The organism is Actinoplanes sp. CA-015351 (assembly GCF_050955685.1).
GTDB lineage: Bacteria > Actinomycetota > Actinomycetes > Mycobacteriales > Micromonosporaceae > Actinoplanes.
In genome coordinates this window covers 4446114-4464509 of record NZ_CP192102.1, presented here as the reverse complement: position 1 = coordinate 4464509, position 18396 = coordinate 4446114, and the positions used below count along the sequence as shown (strand labels likewise).

Genomic DNA, 18396 nt, shown 5'->3' with positions numbered 1-18396 from the left:
CCGTTACCAGGCCCAGGCTTCCGGGGCGGGCCCGCCGTTGCCGATCGGCGGAAAGATCCTTTCGAGGGCTGCGCGGGTGTCCACGCTGAGCGGATTGTCGAGGGCGGCGACAGGCATGTCGAGCTGGTCCGGAGTCCGCGGTCCGAGGACCGGCGCGGTGACCTCGGGACGGGACAGCAACCAGGCGATCGCGACGGTCGTGGGTGCCTGCCCGAGGCCGTCGCAGAGTCGTTCGTACTCTTCGATGGCCGCCCGATGAGGTTCCACCCGTTGCGGCGCGTGGAGCACCGCCCGCCCCGGCACGCCGTCGCGTTGTTTGCGCAGCGCGCCGGAGAGCGCGCCGAAGTGCAGCGGTGAGTAGGGCAGGATGCCGATGCCCAGTTCGGCCGCGGCGGGCAGCACCTCCAGCTCGGCATGCCGGGTGAGCAGGTTGTACTTGCACTGCTCGGAGACGATGCCGAGGAAGTGACGACGATCGGCGGCGGCCTGTGCACGGCTGAGGTGCCAGCCGGCGAAGTTCGACGATCCGGTGTATCGGACCTTGCCCTGGGTCGTCAGGGTCTCCATCGCCTGCCAGATCTCCTCCCACGGGGTGCGGCGCTCGATGTGGTGCATCTGGAACAGGTCGATCCAGTCGGTCCGCAGGCGGCGCAGCGACGCCTCGCAGGACGCGATGATGTGCCGGGCGGACAGGCCGGCGTCGTTGGGCCGATCCGACATCGGGGCGTACACCTTGGTGGCCAGGACCAGGTCGTCGCGGTGGCCGGACTTGTCGAACCAGCTGCCGATGAACCGTTCGCTGAGCCCGTCGCCGGTCTTGCTGCCGTACATGTTCGCGGTGTCCACAAAGGTGAAACCCAGCTCCACGGCCCGGTCGAGGATCGCATGGCTCTGCTGCTCGTCGATCTGCCAGCCGAAGTTCATCGTGCCGACGCACAACCGGCTGACGGTCAGGCCGGTACGGCCCAGGCGGGTGTATTCCATGCCGCGCGATGTTAGGAGCCGCCTGCGCCGTGGTGGGAATCGTTCGATTGTGCTCGAATGGCCCGGTGATCGAGTGGGAGTTCGGAACTGTGGACCTTGCCGGGCTGCGGTTCGCGCACTCGCCCATGGCCGAGGTCGTGGCCAGCGCCTTCGCCCTGCGTAGCGGACCCGACGCCTGGCTGCTGGCGTCCTGGCGCGCCCAGCTGGCACCCCGGTTGCCGCACTGGCCGACGTTCACGGCGGTGCTGAACAGCCCGCACGGATATGCGCCGGACTTCCTCACCCCGCCACCGCGTACCGGCCGGCCCACGCTCGCCGGCGAACTCGCCGACGTGGCCGCGACACCGCTCGACCAGGTCGCCGAGCAGGTGCTCGCCGGCTGGATCGGACACGACGCCCCACCCGAGATCGACCGCTTCGCCCACGACCCACGGTCCGCACTCACCGTGCTCCTCGCCGAGACCCGCGCCTATTTCAGCGCCGCGATCCATCCTCTCTGGCAGCGGTTACGCGGTGCCGCCGAAGCGGAGATCGCCACTCGAGCCAGGGCGGCAGCCGAGCACGGCGCCCGGATGCTCGTCGACGAACTGCACCCGAAACTGGACTGGAACGGCTCCGCACTGCTGCTGCGGTACCCGAACAAACAGGGACAGTGGACCCTCGACGGCCACCACCTCACTCTGCTGCCCACCGGCTTCGCCGGAACTGAGGTGTACGCGCTCCCGGCCGCGCCCACCGGACGCACCCTCTGGTACGCACCACGAGGATTCGGCAACATCGCGGCACCGTTCCGGCCGGTCGCCGCCCATCCACGGTTGTCCGCGCTGCTCGGCCCGACCCGGGCGGCGGTCCTCGTCCTGCTCGCCGCCCCGCACAGCACCGGCGACATCGCAGCCCGGCTCGGATTGGCCACCGGCACGGCATCGCACCATCTGACGACGCTGCGCAACGCCGGCCTGGCAACCGCGGCACGCGCCGGACGGCGGCTGCTCTACCAGCGCACACCCCTCGGCGACCAGGTAACCGCCGGCTGATCCGCCAGAGGTTGCTGCCGGGCGTTACTGGCCGGGGGCGGCGCGCAGGCCCGAGTGCATCTCCCAGGGCGCCTGCGGCAGCACACTCCCGGTCTCCAGCAGTGATTTCAGGTTCGCCATGACGGCAGGCCAGCCCGTCGAGACGGCCTCGACGTCGGCGTCGGTCCGCAGGTTCACGTGGGTGACGGTGAGCCGGACGATGTCATGATATTTCTCGATCAGGAAGGTGACGGTGGACGCCTCCGTGGCGTCCACGTCGCCGAACGTCATGACCAGCCGGGTCGGCGGAGCCGCCTCCAGCACCTCGCCACCGGCGTCGGCGATCCCCGAGCCGTCGGTGCGCCGATGCTCCCACGGGGATCCGGGCTGCCAGTCGGAGACATTGCTGTGCCCCCAGTAAACGCCGGTGAGCTCGGCGTCCGTCAACGCGTCCCAGACCCGCTGGGGCGTCGCGTGGATGTAGGTGACGTACACGAAGGCGGGCTTGGCCGTGGTCACGTGCGGCTCATCTGCGTTCCGGCGGATCGCGTCGAGTGTCGGTAGCCGGGGCTCCTCGAACGAGGCGATCCAGCGCTGCTGCACCTCATGAATGGGGACCGGATTGAGGTAGTGCCATTTCTCCCGGCCGTGGCGGACAGCACTGATGAGGTTGGCGTCGCGCAGGACGTCGAGGTGCTGGGTCACGGTCTGCCGCGCCATCGCCAGGCCGGCACAGAGCTGGCCGAGCGTCTGACCACTCTCGCGCCGCAGGCTGTCCAGCAGCCGGCGGCGGGTGGGGTCGGCGAGCGCCTTGAACACCGGGTCCATGTCGCCGGCCATGACCAGCATTATGCAGCCTCCAGACTGCATGTTGTCAAGAGTTGCCTGCGCGCAGCCATGCCAGAGAGATTGTCGCGATTCAGCGACATGTTGCTAGAAGGGCTACACCCACTGCGGGCGTCGCTATGCCCACAACCGATGTAACAACCGGGAACTGTTTGACAGCTGGCTCAGAAGGCCCCTTCTAGTGTCTCGCTTCAGCCGCCTCGGTGAAGGGATGTTCATTGGCTCGGCCAGCCTTGATCCACCGGAAAGGTGAAGCCCTATTGACGGTCCATCGAGGAGCACCCGATCATCTGTCGGATGGCCCCTTCTCCTTACACGCTCGACGGTGCGCGCGAAATTCTGGCCGGTCCAGATCGCAAGTGGCTCAAGGCGCTGGACGCGGCGCTTGAAGGAAGTATTACTCAGCCTCCAGTCCACGCTCAGCGTCTGATGTTCCGCCAGCTCGATGCCGTCATCCGTACGCACAAAAGCCCGGCCGGCAGCCCACAGAACCCACCGACGTGCTGCGTGTGGCCGCCGTCAGCAAACAATTCCGCGGCCTGAAAGCCCTCGACGACATCTCGCTGACCGTCACGGCCGGCGAGATCCGGGGCATCGTCGGACCCAACGGATCCGGCAAGACCACCCTGTTCAACCGGTGGAGAAGAACCTGCTGCTCGGCGCGTACGCCCATAAGTGGGACGCCGCCACCCGGGCCACCCTCGCCGAGGTCTACGAACTGTTCCCGGTCCTCGGCGAGATGCGTGGCCGCCTCGCCGGTGCGCTCTCCGGCGGGCAGCAGCAGATGCTCGCCATCGGTCGCGGCCTGATGTCGAAACCGCGGCTGCTGCTGCTCGACGAACCGACCACGGGCCTGTCACCCAAACTCGTCGAGGACATCCTCGCCGTCCTGAAACGCCTGCGCGCCGAAGGCCTCGGCATGCTGCTGGTCGAGCAGAACGCCAAACTCACCTTCGAAGCCACCAGCCGCTGCCTGGTGGTGGAGAACGGCGAGGTCGCGATGACCGGCACGTCCGAGCGGTTACGCCACGACCCCAAGTCCGCCGCATCTACCTCGGTCTGTGACCAATGTGCCGATGTCGCGGGGCGCGGTGGCCGGTGCGGCGGCGGGCAGGCTGTTGAGTGGCCGCACCGACATCGCGGACCCCTTTGCAGGCCAGCGATCCCCAAATCCTGATCCGTCTCTCCCTCGGACAGCGACCGAACTTGCCGCGGAACGGCATCGATGAACTTACGATCCGGCGGACGGGTCATAGCCGCGGCTGGAGATCGTGAGTGATAGCCACCTCTCGAGTTTCGCCATCCTGCGGGCCGGCTGGTGGTTCGGGCGGGGCGGCAGCTCTCGCTGCGAGGCGTTGCCGCAGATCTTGTCCGGTTCAGCCGTCCCTCGGGTTTCGCCATTTGTGGAGCGGTAGCGGGTTCGGGGCGGGCGGGGCGGCATGGCGGTTTCTCGGTGCGAGGTGCCGCTCGGAGATCTTGTGCGGTTCGGCCGGCTGATCGACCACGAGTGCACGAGTTCGCGGGACGGCCGTCCATGGCGTGTCGGTTGCGGGTTTTCGCGTGCTTGGTGGTGACGCTCTGCCACCACGGCAGGTCGACGGTGCCGGATTTGGAAACTCGTGGGTGCTCTATGCCCCACAGGTCTCCACGGTTTGGCCGACGCGGTGCTTGACAGTTCGGCGTGGTGACGCGGTGCTTCACGGTTCAGCATGGTGACGCGGTGCTTCACGGTTCAGCATGGTGACGCGGTGCTTCACGGTTCGGCGTGGTGAGGGCGGTGCTTCGTCGATCTTGTGGAGTTCGGCGAACCGTTTGCGCATAACTCCGCAAGATCGGCCGGGCCTGTTCGATCTTGCGGAGTCATGCGGATACGTCAGCGGGGAAGTCCACAAGATCCAGGCCGAGCGGGAGAGAACGGAGCGGAGCAGCGCTGGGCAGAGCGGGGCAGCGCTGGGCAGAGCGGGGCAGCGCTGGGCAGAGCGGGGCAGAGCGGGGCAGAGCGGGGCAGAGCGCGGGGGTTGGGTGTCTGCGGCGGAGAGTGCCAAGCGCCCGGTGTGGCGGTGAATCCTGCGTCGTGGCTGATCGCGGTTGTGGCGGTCGTTTTGGGATGGTCCGCGAGGTCCTAGGTGACGCGTTCCCGGGTCGTGCTGGCTTTATGGAGATCGGTGGGGGTCAGAACACCCACCGATCTCCAAGATCGAGCCTGAACTCCGGCAACGCCCGATCGGCGGCAATTGCGGGTGCTCGCTTCCGCCTGCCGACGAGACCATGATCAGCATGGCCGCAAGACCGATGACTGAGCGCGAGCACGCGGTGCTCAAGGCTTTGCTCTCGGTGGACTTTCCAGGGTGCTGAAGCCGTGCGGAACCAGATTAGGAAGTGCCCGCCCTGGCCTCCTCCCTCTGAGCCACCTCCCTCTGGCCCGGCGTCTTCTGATCCGGCGCCGGCGGGCCGAAACGGGACGCCGCCACCGCCACCACGGCGAATGTCGCCGCCACGGCGAGCGGGTGCTCGACCAACTGCTGGGTGACCGGTTCGAGTGGATTGCCGGAGATCAGCGTGGTGCGTTCGGCAAGCCATGCCGCGGCCAGCACGATGCCGGTCCCGGCCAGCACGATCCGGCAGGCCGGGTACGCGCGGGTCCGGCTGATCAGCAGCAGTGACGGCATGAGCAGCGCCACCACGAGCAGCTGGGTGATCTCGATGCCGAGGTTGAATCCGAGCAGATCGGCCACCAGGTTGCTACGGCCGAGGCCGAGGTCGCCGATCAGGGCGGCGAACGCGAGGCCGTGCATCAGCCCGAAACCGGCGGCGATCCAGGCCTCGCCGCCGCGTACCAGCGGCCGGAGCGCATGCACGCCGGAGACCAGCACCGACAGCGCGATGAGGCTTTCGACCAGCCGGGTCGGCAGGCTGATGTAGCCGAGCGCCGCGAGCGCCAGTGTGACGGAGTGCCCGATCGCGAACGCGGTCACCACGTGCACCACCCGCAGGCAGCTGCGGCGCAGGTCGCTGCCGGGTACCCAGCGCCCGCGCCGGGCCAGCAGCGGTGCGGGCAGCAACAGCATGATCAGGAAGAGCAGGTGATCCGCTCCCTCGGCGATGTGTGCGACGCCGAGACGCAGCGCGGCGGCGAACCCGGACCCGGTGGTGGCGGCGCCGGATACCGGCACGGTGATGCTGTGCCGTTGCCAGTTGAGCACGCCCACCGTCGTGTATGCCTCGTCGCCGGACGACCGCATCGCGACGAACACCTGGTGGGAGACGATCTGGTGCAGGATCGCGTCGTAGGTGAGCGTGAAGTCGCCGATCGCGCCGTCACCCGGATCGAGATCGAGGTCGAAGACGAGGTGGTCGGCGCCGTCGACCGGCTCCACCCGGCCGCCGGTGAGCGTGACATTCCAGGAACCGTCCGAGGACGATGCGGAGATGTGGCCGGACACGTAATCGCGGAGCTCGCCGAGTTTCGCCGGCTCCACCACTCCAGCGGCGGTGAGCGGCTCGTTCAGGGCGATTTCGAGGCGGTCGATCGGCAGCTGGACACTGCCGGTCACCGTCTGCGGCCCGGCTTCCAGCAGGATCGCGGTCGTGCTGAGGGGGTGCGCTGCGGCGCCGCTGGGCGCGAGCGCCGCGAGGATCGCGTACGCCATGACGACGCACGCGATCAGCCGGCTGAACCTCATGACGGCTTCGTGCTGCCGTAGTCGTTGGTCTTGTCCCGATAGACCGAGTGGAAGTGGATGTCGGGCGTGCTGCGGCTGCGGGTGTTGATGAATTCGATCCACACGCTGGGGCCGTCGATGCGGATGTAGCTGCTCTCGTCACTGGGCCCGGTGTTGTTCGCCCACGCGATCTTCGTGGAACCGAGTTCCGACTCGTACTTCGCGAGGGATTTGGCCGCCGCGTCGTCGTCGAGGTCAGCGACGTACGCCTTCATCGCCGCGACGACCAGGTCTTTTTCGCCGGCACTGAGCTCGGCGACGGCGAGGCCTTCGGTGGCGGGGAACTCGCCGTCGTCGTGGGTGGGTCCCATCAGCAGGTCGTCGTAGGTGCCGGAGGTGAGTTTCGCGGCGCTCTGCTGGTCGGCGCTGAGCCCGGCGATCATCGCGAACACCGCGGTGGACTCGGCTTTGACCGGCTCGACGGTCGCGCCGTCGATCACGAAGGAGATCGGCTCGGAGCCGACGAACTGCGGGGTCTGGCTGACCTTGTCCCCGTTGTAGGTGAGGTTGCGGGCGAGGTGGTGCCCGCCGAACTGCACCATGAACGGCGTGGTCGCCGACGGCTTTCCGAAGACGGCCACGTTGTAGTCGACCAGGGCGCCGAACCCGTCCGCACCCGCGCCGCCGAGGCTGTTCAGGTAGTCGTCGGCTTTACGGATGTCGAGCACCTGCTGGTACCCGTCGTCACTGAGCGCCACCTTCAGCATCGCCAGCGCCGCGGTCTGCTGGGCCTCGCTGAGATCCTTCAGCGGCACACCTTCGCGGGCAACCGTGGAGGTCGGATAGTTGGACCAGGTCTGGCGTGCCTGGTTGGCGGTGAAGTCGTACTGCACCTTCGCCAGCAGCGCGGCGTCGAGCGTTGCCAGGAACGCCGTCGCGGCGGCGGCCACCTCAGCGCTGTTCGCCCCGCCGGCACTGTCACCGTCGGTGTTGAGGTTGACCGCGGTGAAGGTCTGCATGGTACCGCCGCCTCCGGGACCGCCGCCTTGCGATCCACTTCCCTGCGGCGCGGCACTGCTCGCGGCGGTGCCGGCCCCGTCGGTGGCGTCATCGCCGGATCCACATCCGCCGGCAGCCATGGCAAAGATCAAAACCCCGGACACCATCACTTTGGTACGCATGAAGCAGGCCCTTCGGTTGGCGGACATCCTGTCCGTTTCTGATCGCTTCGACCGTACTCAAGAAAGTGGCCTTTGTCGCTTTTGATGTTAATCGAGGCAAAGGTCTTACGGGGGAGGCGCGGCCAGGGCAGGACACCGATCCCGCGGTGGTGGAATTACGATCAGGTGGTGTTTCCCGATGACCGCTGGAACGAGCGCGACCTCCATCTGAACGAGCGTGAACAGAAGCTCGATGCCCGGGAACGCCTTCTGGAGGCCAGGGAACAGCGGCTGGCCCGCCAGGAGGCGGCGCTCGGTGCTCGGCGTACCGCGGTCGAGGAGCGGGAACGGCTCGTCGCGGAGCGCGAGGTCGCGGCGGAACAGCGCGGTCGCCGGGCCGACGAGCGCGAGGCGATCGCGGACGGCCGTGAGTCGAACGCCAGCGCCCGCGAGCGCCTGCTGGACGAGCGGGACAACCATCCCGGCGAGCCCGATCCGCTGGAACGGATTCAAGGAGCGTTCACGCGCGAGGTCGCGCGCCTGGACCGCAGCGACGCGTTCCTGGAACGATCGCGCGATGCGGTGCAGCGTGCCCAGGCCCGGCTGGACGCACTGCGCGCCGAACGGCAGGCGCAGCCGGAGGACGAAACCTAGATCCGCTGCCGGATGTCGAGGGCCATCGCGTCGAACGGCGAGGAGTTCTCGAACGGCTGCTCCGTTCCGACGGTGACCCATCCCCATCGGCGGTAGGCAGCCTTCGCGGGCTCGTTGTCGGCCCGCACCAGCAGGCGGGCGAATCGCTCGGGCCGTCCGCGCAGCAGTTCGTCGTGGATGCGGGCGCCGTGGCCGTGCCGCTGATGAGCCGGGTCGACGGAGAACTCGCGCAAGACATAGACCGGGCTGGTCGGACCAACATCGGGGAATGTGGCTGTCAACTGGGCCGTGAGCGTGCTGTCGGCGTCACTGGGGCTGCCGAAGGCGTACCCAATGCAGGTGGTGTTGATCCAGGCAGTGACCAGGTCGAAGTCGCGGCTCTTGATGTGGATGCCAGCGAGGCGGGACCAGAAGTTGGCGGGTTGGTAGAAGGGGTTGCCGGCCAGGTGGGCGCGGGTCGCGGCATAGATGGGGAGCAGGTGTTCGCGCATTTCCAGCGCTTCGTCGCCGCCGGAGTGGCGCAGGGTCACGTCGTTGATGGGTGCGGGCATGCCGTTCCGCCGATCTGTCGAGGAGGTCTCGACAGCTTTGCAGCCGGAGGTTCCGGAAAGGTGATCTTGACCTGCCGGCCGCCACTGCCCGACACCGTGGTCGTGGCGGCACGCGTCACGACCCGCAGCCGCCGTATCCGGCCGGATCACCGGAGCGGGCGCTGAGCCAATTCACGAGCTGGTTCCTGCCGATCTTGAGTGATTGTCCACCGGGAAGGGTGGGTAATCGCTCAAGATCGCGGCTGGTCCTCTATTTCTGACCTGGTAAGTAAGGGTCGGCCCAGGCGCTGATCACGCGGGCGGCTCGCTGGGCCTGGCCGGGTGCGGTCAGCAGGTGGTCGGAGCCCTCCAGAGACACGAAGCTGCGGGGGTGCCTCGCCGCCTGGAAGATGCGGCTGGCGTTGGCCACGTCCACGGTGCTGTCGGTGGGGGAGTGCATCACCAGCAGGGGCAGCCCGAGCTCGATCACGTGGTGGCGCAGCTCGGCGCGGCGGAAGTCCTCGACCAGGCTGCGTTTGAGGATCAGCGCCTTGCCGCCGACCAGCCACTCGGCGTGGCCGTCCTCGATGACCCGGTCGACGAGTGCTTCGTAGTGCCGTTCCACGTTCTTCGGTTCGAAGGGCGCGCCGATGGTGGCGACGGCGCGGACGCTGGGGGCGCGGCCGGCGGCGGCGATCACCGCGGCGCCGCCGAGGGAGTGGCCGACCAGGATGTCCGGCGGGGTGCCGCGTCCGGCCAGGAACTCGGCGGCCCGGACGGTGTCGTCGACCTTCACGTCGAACGAGCCGTCGCCCCAGTCGCCGTCGGAGTCGCCGAGGCCGAGCGCGTCGAAGCGCAGCATGCCGATGCCCTCGGATGCCAGTTGCTTGCAGGTCCGGGACGCGGCCGGCGAGTCCTTGCTGAGCGCGAATCCGTGGGCGAACACGCCCCAGCCGCGCACCGGCTCGGCGGGCGGGTCGATGAGCCCGGCCAGTTCGGGTCCTCGGGTACTGGCGAATCGCACGCGTTCGGGCACGCCTGGATTTTAAGGGCGCAATCCGGAGCCGGGCGAAGTATAGACATCGCTTGATGTCCGGGAGCGCTCCCGCGTAACATCTACGCAATCTCGCACCCTTGTCCGGGAAATCCCCGTCCGGGCAGTCGAAGCGATTCGACGAGCACTGAGTGATCCCCACGAGATCGGACCAGCCATGTCCACACGTACCCTCGCCCTGTCCTTGGCCGCGACCGCGGCCATCACCGCAAGCACCGCCCTGGTCGCGGTCATGCCGGCCGCCGCGGCCGCAGGATGCCGCGTCAACTATGCCGTGAACAGCCAATGGGCCGGCGGGTTCGGCGCCTCCGTCACCATCACGAACCTCGGCGACCCGCTGAGCTCCTGGGCGCTGGTGTGGTCCTACGCGGGCGGGCAGACCGTGACCCAGGCGTGGAACACCACGCTGACCCAATCCGGATCGACGGTTACCGCACGTAATGCCGGGTACAACGGGTCGATCGTGACCAACGGCACCGCGTCGTTCGGCTTCAACGGCGCGTCGTCCGCCAGCAGCAACCCGGCCCCAATAGCCTTCACGCTGAACGGAACCGCCTGCACGGGGGGTGTGACAAACCCGAGCCCGTCGGCCACCACTCAGCCCAGCACCGGCGTGCCCGCCGACGCGGCCTGGGTGGACTCCGGTCAGTGGGCGTCGTGGACGAACAACGGGTACACGCTCTACAACAACATCTGGGGTGCCGGTGCCGGCACGCAGACGATCTGGGCCCGGACCGGCACCAACTGGGGTGTCGTCGCCAGCCACCCGCGCACCAGCGGCGTGAAGTCGTACCCGAACACCGGCAAGACGCTGAACCGGACGCTGAGCTCGCTGTCCACCCTGAGCAGCTCGTTCAACGTGACAGTTCCCAGCAGCGGCGACTACACGACCGCGTACGACATCTGGGCCAACAATCACGCGTACGAAGTGATGATCTGGACGAACCAGGCCGGCGCGGTGGGTCCGATCGCGGAACAGTACGACGCGAACGGTGCTGTCCCGAACGTCCGTAACCTGACGGTCGGCGGGCACACCTGGAACGTCTACCGGGGTTCGAACGGCGCCAACGCGGTCTTCTCGTTCGTGCGGACCAACACCAGCGCGGGCTCGATCGACGTCCTGGCCGTGCTGAACTGGCTGCGCACCAACAACTGGTGGGGTGACGTGACGATCGGCGAGGCCCAGTTCGGCTTCGAGATCACCGGCACCGCCGGGCAGTCGAACTTCACCGTCAACAGCTTCTCGCTGAACTACAGCTGACGGGGTGCGTGGGCCGGGCGAACCGCCCGGCCCACGACGATCACGGCTGTGCGGTCATCGCGATCAGCGACTCGTCCCACGCGGCCTCGGAGGCGGTCAGGCCGTCGTCGTACGCCCTGGCCGGGGCGCCGCGGCCGTTCGACGGCATCACGAACTTGTAGCCGACCTGGCGAACCGTGCCGATCATCGTCTCGCAGCGCGGCCCGAGCTTGGCACGCAGGCGACGCACGTGCACGTCCACGGTGCGGGTGCCGCCGAAGTAGTCGTAACCCCAGACCTCGCGCAGCAGCTGGTCACGGCTGAAGACCCGGCCGGGCTGCTGGGCGAGGAACTTCAGGAGCTCGAACTCCTTGTACGTCAGTGCGAGGTTCTCGCCCCGCAGCCGGGTGACGTAGCTGTGCGGGTCGATGGTGAGGTCGCCGATCTGGATCAGCTCCTCGCCCGCGGTGCTCTCCATCCCGCGCCGGCCCACCACGAGGCTCAGCCGCGCTGCCACCTCGGCCGGGCCGGCGGTGGTCAGGACGAAGTCGTCGATGCACCAGTCGACGCCGATCGCGGCCAGGCCGGCGTCGCGTACCAAAGCGATCAGCGGAGCGGTGATGCCGCTGGCGCGGAGCGCGCGGCAGGTCGCGCGGGCCTGGCTGAGCTGCCCGGTGGCGTCGATCACGACCACGGCCAGGTCAGGCTCCTTGATCGCCTCCGCCCAGCTGTCGCGGGGGGCGACCTTGACGGCGTGCGGGAGCAGGTCGAGAACCGGCAGCACATCGAGATGGCTATCCGTGAGCAGGAGGAGGTTCATTGGCACCCTTCCGATCATGGCGGCGCCGGTGGAGCTGCGCTGGTCTGCACGCTAATCGCGGACTGTTACCAACGGATATCGCGCAGGGTCATGGTCCAGACGAGCCAGCGGCGACGCCGCGATCAGCGCCGGAGACAGGAGCATTCCTGCGGACGTGAGTGCCAGCGCCGTACCCAAGCCGTATTGAGCAGCGAGAAGACCACCCACGAGCGACCCGAGCGGGGTCGTCCCCATGCCGGCGAAGGTGATCGTCGCGGCCACCCGGCCCTGCAGCGCCGCCGGTGTGACCGCCTGGCGCACGGCCATGATCGTGACGTTGACGAGCTGGCCGAAGGCGCCGAACACCAGGTTGATCACGATCAGGGTGGCTACTGCCGCCGCTGTATCGCCGTGCAGCGCGGGCACGACCAGCATCACACCGTCACCGGCGAACGCGGCCGTGACCAGCACCGGACCGTACCCGAAACGGCTCGGCAGCCGGGTCGCGAGCAGTGACCCGCCGATCGCGCCCGCGCCGGTCGCGGCCAGCACCACGCCGATGACCGTGCCGGACAGTCCCAGCTGTCGCGGCAGAAAGAGCAGGTAGACCGTCATGGTCGCGGCGAACGAGAACTGGAATGCCGCCGACGCCAGGCAGATCGCGCGCAGCACCGGACTGGCGGTGATGAAACGCGTCACCAGCGACGCACCGAGCGCGGGGCCGCCCATCTGCGCCGCCGACCGGCTTCCCTCCACCATGCTGTTGCCCCGCAACAACTGGTCGCGAGACACCAGCCGGACCAGCGCCGCCTGATAGGCGACATCGAAGAACACCGACAGCGTGCCGACCACGAAAGCGCCTGCCACCAGCACCGGCACGCCGAGGCCGCCCCAGAGGGCGGCCGCGCGGATGACAGCCATCACCGACGCCCGGGCCAGGTCGGAGCAGACCATGAGGGTACGCGTACGCCAGCGGTCCACCCACACGCCGGCGAACAACGCGAACAGCAGCAGCGGGGCCTGCCCGGCAGCCCGCAGCACGCCGAGCTGGTTCGCGCTCACGCCGAGTGTCATGACGGCGATCAGCGGCAGGATCACCAGGCTGGTGTGCTCGCCGATCTGGGATGCGGTCTGGCCGAGCCAGAAGGTACGGAAATCACGGTGACGCAGCACGGAACAGCCCCTGACGATGGAGAGGGACGTGCCGCGCCGTCAACGGGGCAGCACGCGATGACGGGATGCGTCAGCGCGTGCTCAGCAACCGGGTATGCGTTTGTCCACGGTGGTCACGATAGCGGTTTGCGGCTGCCCCCGGACGACGCCAGCAGCGCCTCCACCACGAGATCCGGCTCAGCCGCCAGCGCTCGTTGAACCAGAGGCCCTCGTCACGCCGGTCACAGCTGCCGCAGTCCGCCGGGTCCTCACCGTGCCGAGGAGGCTACGGCAGCACCGGCGGGTTCTCGGCACGGTGGCGGCGAGGGCGTGGTCGTAGAACTCGTCAGGTCGCGAAGCCGCACCGCGAACAATATCGATCTCTCTCAGCCGTATCGCTTGAGCAGCGTGCTGCCGAGCGAGGCCAGGTGGCCTCGCACACCGGGAGGTCCGGTCACCTCGATCCATGCGGCCAGCCCGGCGAGTTCGCCGGCGAGGATGTACTCGTCGCTGCCGCGGATCACGACCTGGATGCGGCCGCCGGTCGTGGAGCCTCCGACGTCGAGCCGGCTGCCGAACGCCATCCGGAGCACGCCTATCCCGCCGGGCGTACACAAGGCCTGGGCCTCCAGGGGTGTTCGCTTGCGGTCGACCTCGTCGGCGATCTCGCGCCAGCTCCCGGCAAGGTCGAAGTCGGCGGGCCGGTGCACGGGGTCGCCGGTCGGGTCGGCGGACGACACCCGGTCGATCCGGAAGGTCCGCCGGCCGGTCTCCGTTCCCGCGACGAGATACCACGACAAACCTTTGGCGACGATGCCCAGCGGGTGGACGGTTCGCTCGGTCCCGGCGCCGTTGCGGTCGACGTATCCGAGCCGCACCTGCACGCCACGGATCACCGCGTCCTGCAGGTCGTCTAGAAATCGGGGCGGCCGGGGCTCGGCCCGGCTCGACCCCCACCGCTGCGGGTCCACGACCAGCGACGACGCCGCTGCCTCGGCCTGCACCCGGAAGGGCTCCGGCAGGGCACGGACCAGCTTGCGCAGCGCCGCTTTCACGGCCGGCGTCGCTGCCGAGGCCGGTCCGGCGACCAGGAACAACGCGCGGGCCTCACCCGCGGTCAGCCCGGACAGGTCGGTGCGGGCGCCGCCGACGAGGCGCCAGCCGCCGCCCCGGCCCTGCAGGGAGTACACCGGCACGCCGGCCATGGACAGGGCGTCGAGGTCGCGGCGGGCGGTGCGCTCGGAGATCTCCAGTTCCCGGGCGACCTCTGCCGCTGTCACCTGCTCCCGCCGTTGCAGGAGAAGAAGGAGGGCCATCAGCCGGTCAGCTCGCACACCGGCAACACTCCCCGTGAAAGCGGTCACGGGATGACCGGTTTCGGTCCGCACGATGGCCGCATGACCTCACCGGAATTTCCCGAGCCCACCCTCATCGCGGTCAACGGGGTGGAACTCGAAGTCTTCGAAGCAGGCCGGCACCATGCGGGACGACCCATCGTGCTCTGCCACGGCTGGCCGGAGCTGGCCTTCTCGTGGCGGCATCAGATCCCGGCGCTTGCCGCAGCGGGCTATCACGTCATCGTCCCGAACCAGCGGGGATACGGGAACTCATCGCGTCCGGCCGAGGTGACGGCGTACGACATCGAGCACCTGGCGGGCGACCTCGTCGCACTTCTCGATCACTACGGGTACCAGGACGCCACCTTCGTCGGCCATGACTGGGGTGCGATGGTCGTGTGGGGCCTGACCCTGCTGCATCCGGACCGGGTGAACGGCGTGGTGAACCTGAGCCTGCCGTACCAGGAGCGTGGCGAGAAGCCCTGGATCGAGGTGATGGAGGAGGTGCTCGGCGGCGATTTCTATTTCGTCCACTTCAACCGGCAGCCAGGTGTCGCGGACGCCGTGTTCGACGAGAACACCTTCCCGTTCCTGCGCAACCTGTACCGGAGGAACGCGCCTCCGATGTCGTTGATCGAACTCGCCAGAACGGAGACCGCACCAGGAGAGCCCGTGATGAGCGACAGCGAACTGGCCGTCTTCGTCTCCGCCTTCGCGTCGACAGGGTTCACCGGCAGCATCAACTGGTACCGGAACCTGGACCGCAACTGGCATCTGCTGGCCGGCGTGGACCCCGTGATCCGGCAGCCCACCCTGATGATTTACGGCGACCGTGACCTGGTCGCGAAATCGGAACGGCTCGCTGAGTTCGTGCCCGGCGTGGAAGTGGTCAGCCTCGATTGCGGCCACTGGATCCAGCAGGAAAAACCGGAGGAGACGAACCAGCTGATCCTGAAGTGGCTCGACCAGCTCTGACGAGTGAACGACGAGGGTCCCGCCCGGGACCCTCGTCGGTTGCGCTTGTCAGACGCCGGTCTTCTTCAGGCGGTACGCGGCCGGGCCGAGCGCCACGACGACATAACCGCTGAACACGGCCAGTCCGGCCCACGGCGACAACGACCCGTCGGACGGGTTCAGCGCCATGATCGCGCTCCCGGCGTTGCTCGGCAGGTACGGCGAGACGGTCTCGGCGAGCGACCCGGGCAGCAGCATCATCAGGCCCGGCAGGATCAGCAGAACACCGGCCAGCGTCGTGATGCTGCCCGCTGTCGAGCGCAGCAGCATTCGACCCAGTTTTCGACCGGGTGGTTGTTCTTGCGGACCCGTTGTCCGGCCGGACATGGGGCGGCTGACGGACGAGGGTCCCACTCGTGATGAGCGGGACCCTCGTCCGTGCGATGCGGCATCAGGCCTGCGGCAGGGCGGCGACCAGCTTCTCAGTGAAGGCCGGCAGGTCGTCCGGCTTGCGGCTGCTGATCAGCGGGAAGCCGTCGGTGTCCACCACGATCTCCTGGTCCACCCAGGTCGCGCCGGCGTTGGTGAAGTCCGTCGCCAGCGACGGCCAGGACGTGACGGTCCGGCCCTTGACCACGCCTGCCTCGATCAGCACCCATCCGCCGTGGCAGATCACGGCGATGGGTTTACCGGCGGCGGCGAACGCCTTGACGAATTCGACGGCTGGTTTCTGCGTACGCAAGAGGTCGCCGTTGGGAACGCCGCCCGGCAGGACCAGGGCGCTGTAGTCGGCGGCCTGGGCGTCGTCCAGAGTCACGTCCACGTCGAAGGTGTCGGCTTTGTCGAGGTGGTGGAAGCCTTGGACGGTGCCTGGCTTCAACGACACCAGCGCCGGCGTCGCCCCGGCTTTTTCGACGGCCTGCCAGGGCTCGGTCAATTCGGCCTGCTCGATGCCTTCTTCGGAGACAAGGAAAGCCACCCGTGTGCTTGTGGAGATTGCCATCATTGTCCTTTCCGCGATCCGATACGACTGCCATGCCCGGCAGCCTCTTTCTCAAACGGCGCGTAGCGCTCGCTGCGGCAGCGTCGACGCTCCGGCCTGCCCGAGGCGGGCCAGGACCGCGTCGCGGTACGCCTGGCTGTGTGCCGCGATCGCCTTGCGCCTCGCGAACCAGCGCACGATCTCGTGATACCGGTACCGCTGGTAACCCGCCGGCTCGACCAGATGCGCGTCCACAAGCAACTCCATCAACCGCTCCGCCTCCGTCTCCGGCAGATCCAGCAGCCGGGCCGCCACCTGCACCGTGATCTCCTCAGGCTCCGGGAGAGCAGCCAGACCGAACGCCACCGCCGCCAGCGGGTCAGCGGCCCGCAGCGCCGATAGATCGCGTTCGAACGGCGCCTCGACGCGAACACAGTCCTCGTGCAGGGCCACCGGCTGGCGCATCTCCACCCGCAGCCGTTCGCCGATCGAAGCCACTGACCACGTCGGCCTGGCGGCCAGGCGTTCAGCGCCGCGGCGTACCGCCAGCGGCAGGTGAGAGCAAGCCGCCGCGAAGCGCAAGGCGGCGTCGTGTTCGGTGTTGACACGGTCGCGGCCGGCGATGCGGCGGAAGAGTTCGACGGACTCCTCCGGGGCGAAGGCCGGCAGGGTGACCCACTGGGTGACCGGCAGGTCGGGGATGCGCCGGCTGCCGGTGATGATCGCGGCGCTGCCGGTTCCGGCCGGCAGCAACAGACGCAACTGCTCCGCAGTTGCCACATGGTCCAGCACGACGAGCAGCCGCCGGCCGCACGAGAGGGTACGCCATGACGCCGCCCGCTCCGGCAAAGCGTCCGGAACCTCGGTGGCCGGCACGCCGAACGCCCGCAGGAATCCGGTCAGCACCGCACCGGCGTCGCCGCCCGCGCGCAGATCGGCGTAGAGCTGCCCGTCCGGGTACGACGGCCGGACGCGCTGAGCGAGGTGGATCGCAACGGTGCTGGTGCCCATGCCACCCAGCCCGACGATGCCGACGACCGGCGCGCTGACGCCCGGCGTGACCAGCAGGCCGGCGAGCTGGTCGAGCAGCGCGGCACGCCCCACGAAGTCCCGGTTGCCGAGCGGCAGCTGCTCCGGCGCGGGCACCCCGGCCGGCGGCAGGGCGATCGCCGGCGGCAGAACCACGGCCGGCGGCAGAACCACGGCCGGCGACAGCTCGCCGACCAGGATCCGCTGGTGGACGTCGCGCAGGGCCGCACCCGGATCGAGTCCCAGCTCATCGGCGAGCCGGTCCCGGATCCGCCCGTATTCGGCGATGGCGGCTGCCTGCCGCCCGGTCCGGGACAGCCCCACCATGTACAGCCCGCTCAGATTCTCATCGAGCGGTTGCTCCTCGACCAGGGCGCTCAGCTCGGTCACCGCCACACCCGCCCGGTCGGAGGCGACGTCCAGAGCAAGGCGTTGCTCACTGGCCGTCTGCCGTTCCCGCTCCAGCCGTACACGCTGCGCGGCCGCGTACGAGCCGGGAATGTCGGCCAGAGCCGGCCCCTGCCACAAACCCTCAGCCTCGTGGAGCAGCCGGGCGGCGTCGCCGGGGTCGCGCGCCGCGCGGGCCTGCGCCACCGCCGCGGTGAAATCCGCCAGGTCCAGGGTCCCGGGCTCCAGCCGCAGCAGATAGCCGCCGCCCGCCGTGACGATCACGTCGGCGCCGAGGACCTGCCGCAGGCGGGACACATAGGTACGCAAGGTCAAGGCGCTGGTACGCGGCGGGTCGTCACCCCAGACCGCGTCGATCAGCGCTTCCGTGGTGGCCTGCCGGCCCTCGCGCAGCACCAGCGCGGCCAGCACGGCGCGCTGTTGCGGCGTACCGAGATCAAGCTCCTCGTCGCCTCGCCAGGCCCGCACCGGGCCGAGTACCGAGATCCGAAGAGTCGTTGTCATGCCCCCTATTCAAGCCGGTCGCTGCGACCCGTCGCCACCGGCCTGAGCTGCGCATCTACTTTTCGCCAACTCTTCGTCGACATCGGCA

At 68.7% G+C, this 18396-nt stretch carries 18 protein-coding genes and 1 pseudogene; 7 read left to right on the top strand and 12 right to left on the bottom strand.

Going from position 1 to position 18396, the window contains the following annotated elements; translation table 11 throughout:
• Window positions 1-3: 3 nt before the first annotated feature.
• Entirely contained in the window at window positions 4-984 is a 981-nt protein-coding gene (locus tag ACQP2E_RS20735) for an aldo/keto reductase (RefSeq protein ID WP_433824571.1), read from the bottom strand.
• Window positions 985-1049: 65 nt separating this feature from the next.
• On the opposite strand from ACQP2E_RS20735, the gene ACQP2E_RS20730 reads away from it, so the two are divergent.
• Window positions 1050-2018 (top strand): ArsR/SmtB family transcription factor, encoded by a 969-nt coding sequence (locus ACQP2E_RS20730; protein WP_433824570.1) that lies wholly within the window; start codon window positions 1050-1052, stop codon window positions 2016-2018.
• Between the two features lie 24 nt (window positions 2019-2042).
• Here ACQP2E_RS20730 and ACQP2E_RS20725 read toward each other — a convergent pair whose 3' ends face one another.
• On the bottom strand, window positions 2043-2837 hold the full coding sequence (locus ACQP2E_RS20725) for an ArsR/SmtB family transcription factor (RefSeq protein ID WP_433824569.1): 795 nt from the start codon (window positions 2835-2837) through the stop codon (window positions 2043-2045).
• 303 nt (window positions 2838-3140) lie between these two features.
• Between ACQP2E_RS20725 and ACQP2E_RS20720 the strand changes: the two genes are divergently transcribed.
• The 3 genes and pseudogenes from ACQP2E_RS20720 to ACQP2E_RS20710 all read left to right on the top strand — a co-directional run bounded on the left by ACQP2E_RS20720 (window position 3141) and on the right by ACQP2E_RS20710 (window position 4020).
• Window positions 3141-3386, top strand: coding sequence for a hypothetical protein (locus tag ACQP2E_RS20720; RefSeq protein WP_433834282.1), 246 nt, complete (start codon window positions 3141-3143; stop codon window positions 3384-3386).
• A pseudogene (locus tag ACQP2E_RS20715) lies at window positions 3344-3439 on the top strand (hypothetical protein); the annotation flags it as partial. The gene ACQP2E_RS20720 and the pseudogene ACQP2E_RS20715, both read left to right, overlap by 43 nt.
• Window positions 3440-3480: 41 nt before the next feature.
• The gene (locus ACQP2E_RS20710) at window positions 3481-4020 is read left to right on the top strand and encodes an ABC transporter ATP-binding protein (protein WP_433824568.1); all 540 of its coding nucleotides are present in this window, start codon (window positions 3481-3483) and stop codon (window positions 4018-4020) included.
• A 1195-nt stretch (window positions 4021-5215) separates the two neighbouring features.
• Here the strand turns inward: ACQP2E_RS20710 and ACQP2E_RS20705 are convergent.
• Both ACQP2E_RS20705 and ACQP2E_RS20700 read right to left on the bottom strand, forming a co-directional pair.
• Window positions 5216-6526 carry a HupE/UreJ family protein gene (locus ACQP2E_RS20705; RefSeq protein WP_433824567.1) on the bottom strand — a complete coding sequence of 437 codons (1311 nt, stop codon included), beginning with the start codon at window positions 6524-6526 and terminating at the stop codon, window positions 5216-5218.
• Window positions 6523-7524, bottom strand: coding sequence for a DUF3500 domain-containing protein (locus ACQP2E_RS20700; protein ID WP_433824566.1), 1002 nt, complete (start codon window positions 7522-7524; stop codon window positions 6523-6525). Before ACQP2E_RS20700 ends, ACQP2E_RS20705 begins: the two co-directional genes overlap by 4 nt.
• 330 nt (window positions 7525-7854) lie before the next feature.
• Here ACQP2E_RS20700 and ACQP2E_RS20695 point away from each other — a divergent pair, with 330 nt between their 5' ends.
• Window positions 7855-8319: a hypothetical protein gene (locus ACQP2E_RS20695; RefSeq protein WP_433824565.1), complete on the top strand. Its 465-nt coding sequence runs from the start codon at window positions 7855-7857 to the stop codon at window positions 8317-8319.
• Here the strand turns inward: ACQP2E_RS20695 and ACQP2E_RS20690 are convergent.
• A complete protein-coding gene (locus tag ACQP2E_RS20690) occupies window positions 8316-8870 on the bottom strand; it encodes a GNAT family N-acetyltransferase (protein ID WP_433824564.1) in 555 nt (184 codons plus the stop codon). The two genes, ACQP2E_RS20695 and ACQP2E_RS20690, sit on opposite strands and share 4 nt — an antisense overlap.
• Window positions 8871-9120: 250 nt before the next feature.
• A complete protein-coding gene (locus ACQP2E_RS20685; protein WP_433824563.1) occupies window positions 9121-9885 on the bottom strand; it encodes an alpha/beta hydrolase family protein in 765 nt (254 codons plus the stop codon).
• 175 nt (window positions 9886-10060) lie between these two features.
• Between ACQP2E_RS20685 and ACQP2E_RS20680 the strand changes: the two genes are divergently transcribed.
• Window positions 10061-11164: a cellulose binding domain-containing protein gene (locus ACQP2E_RS20680; protein WP_433824562.1), complete on the top strand. Its 1104-nt coding sequence runs from the start codon at window positions 10061-10063 to the stop codon at window positions 11162-11164.
• A gap of 40 nt (window positions 11165-11204) precedes the next feature.
• Here ACQP2E_RS20680 and ACQP2E_RS20675 read toward each other — a convergent pair whose 3' ends face one another.
• The 3 genes from ACQP2E_RS20675 to ACQP2E_RS20665 all read right to left on the bottom strand — a co-directional run bounded on the left by ACQP2E_RS20675 (window position 11205) and on the right by ACQP2E_RS20665 (window position 14410).
• Complete coding sequence (locus ACQP2E_RS20675) at window positions 11205-11969, bottom strand: winged helix-turn-helix domain-containing protein (protein WP_433824561.1); 765 nt, start codon at window positions 11967-11969, stop codon at window positions 11205-11207.
• A 45-nt stretch (window positions 11970-12014) separates the two neighbouring features.
• Window positions 12015-13115, bottom strand: a complete 1101-nt coding sequence (locus tag ACQP2E_RS20670; RefSeq protein WP_433824560.1) for an MFS transporter — start codon at window positions 13113-13115, stop codon at window positions 12015-12017.
• Between the two features lie 365 nt (window positions 13116-13480).
• Window positions 13481-14410: a helix-turn-helix transcriptional regulator gene (locus ACQP2E_RS20665; protein WP_433824559.1), complete on the bottom strand. Its 930-nt coding sequence runs from the start codon at window positions 14408-14410 to the stop codon at window positions 13481-13483.
• A gap of 81 nt (window positions 14411-14491) precedes the next feature.
• On the opposite strand from ACQP2E_RS20665, the gene ACQP2E_RS20660 reads away from it, so the two are divergent.
• The gene (locus ACQP2E_RS20660; RefSeq protein ID WP_433824558.1) at window positions 14492-15406 is read left to right on the top strand and encodes an alpha/beta fold hydrolase; all 915 of its coding nucleotides are present in this window, start codon (window positions 14492-14494) and stop codon (window positions 15404-15406) included.
• 48 nt (window positions 15407-15454) lie between these two features.
• Here ACQP2E_RS20660 and ACQP2E_RS20655 read toward each other — a convergent pair whose 3' ends face one another.
• From ACQP2E_RS20655 to ACQP2E_RS20645, 3 genes are all read right to left on the bottom strand, one after another.
• A complete protein-coding gene (locus tag ACQP2E_RS20655) occupies window positions 15455-15715 on the bottom strand; it encodes a hypothetical protein (protein WP_433824557.1) in 261 nt (86 codons plus the stop codon).
• A 121-nt stretch (window positions 15716-15836) separates the two neighbouring features.
• On the bottom strand, window positions 15837-16391 hold the full coding sequence (locus ACQP2E_RS20650; RefSeq protein WP_433824556.1) for a type 1 glutamine amidotransferase domain-containing protein: 555 nt from the start codon (window positions 16389-16391) through the stop codon (window positions 15837-15839).
• A gap of 48 nt (window positions 16392-16439) precedes the next feature.
• Window positions 16440-18308 (bottom strand): BTAD domain-containing putative transcriptional regulator, encoded by a 1869-nt coding sequence (locus tag ACQP2E_RS20645; protein ID WP_433824555.1) that lies wholly within the window; start codon window positions 18306-18308, stop codon window positions 16440-16442.
• Window positions 18309-18396 lie beyond the last annotated feature (88 nt).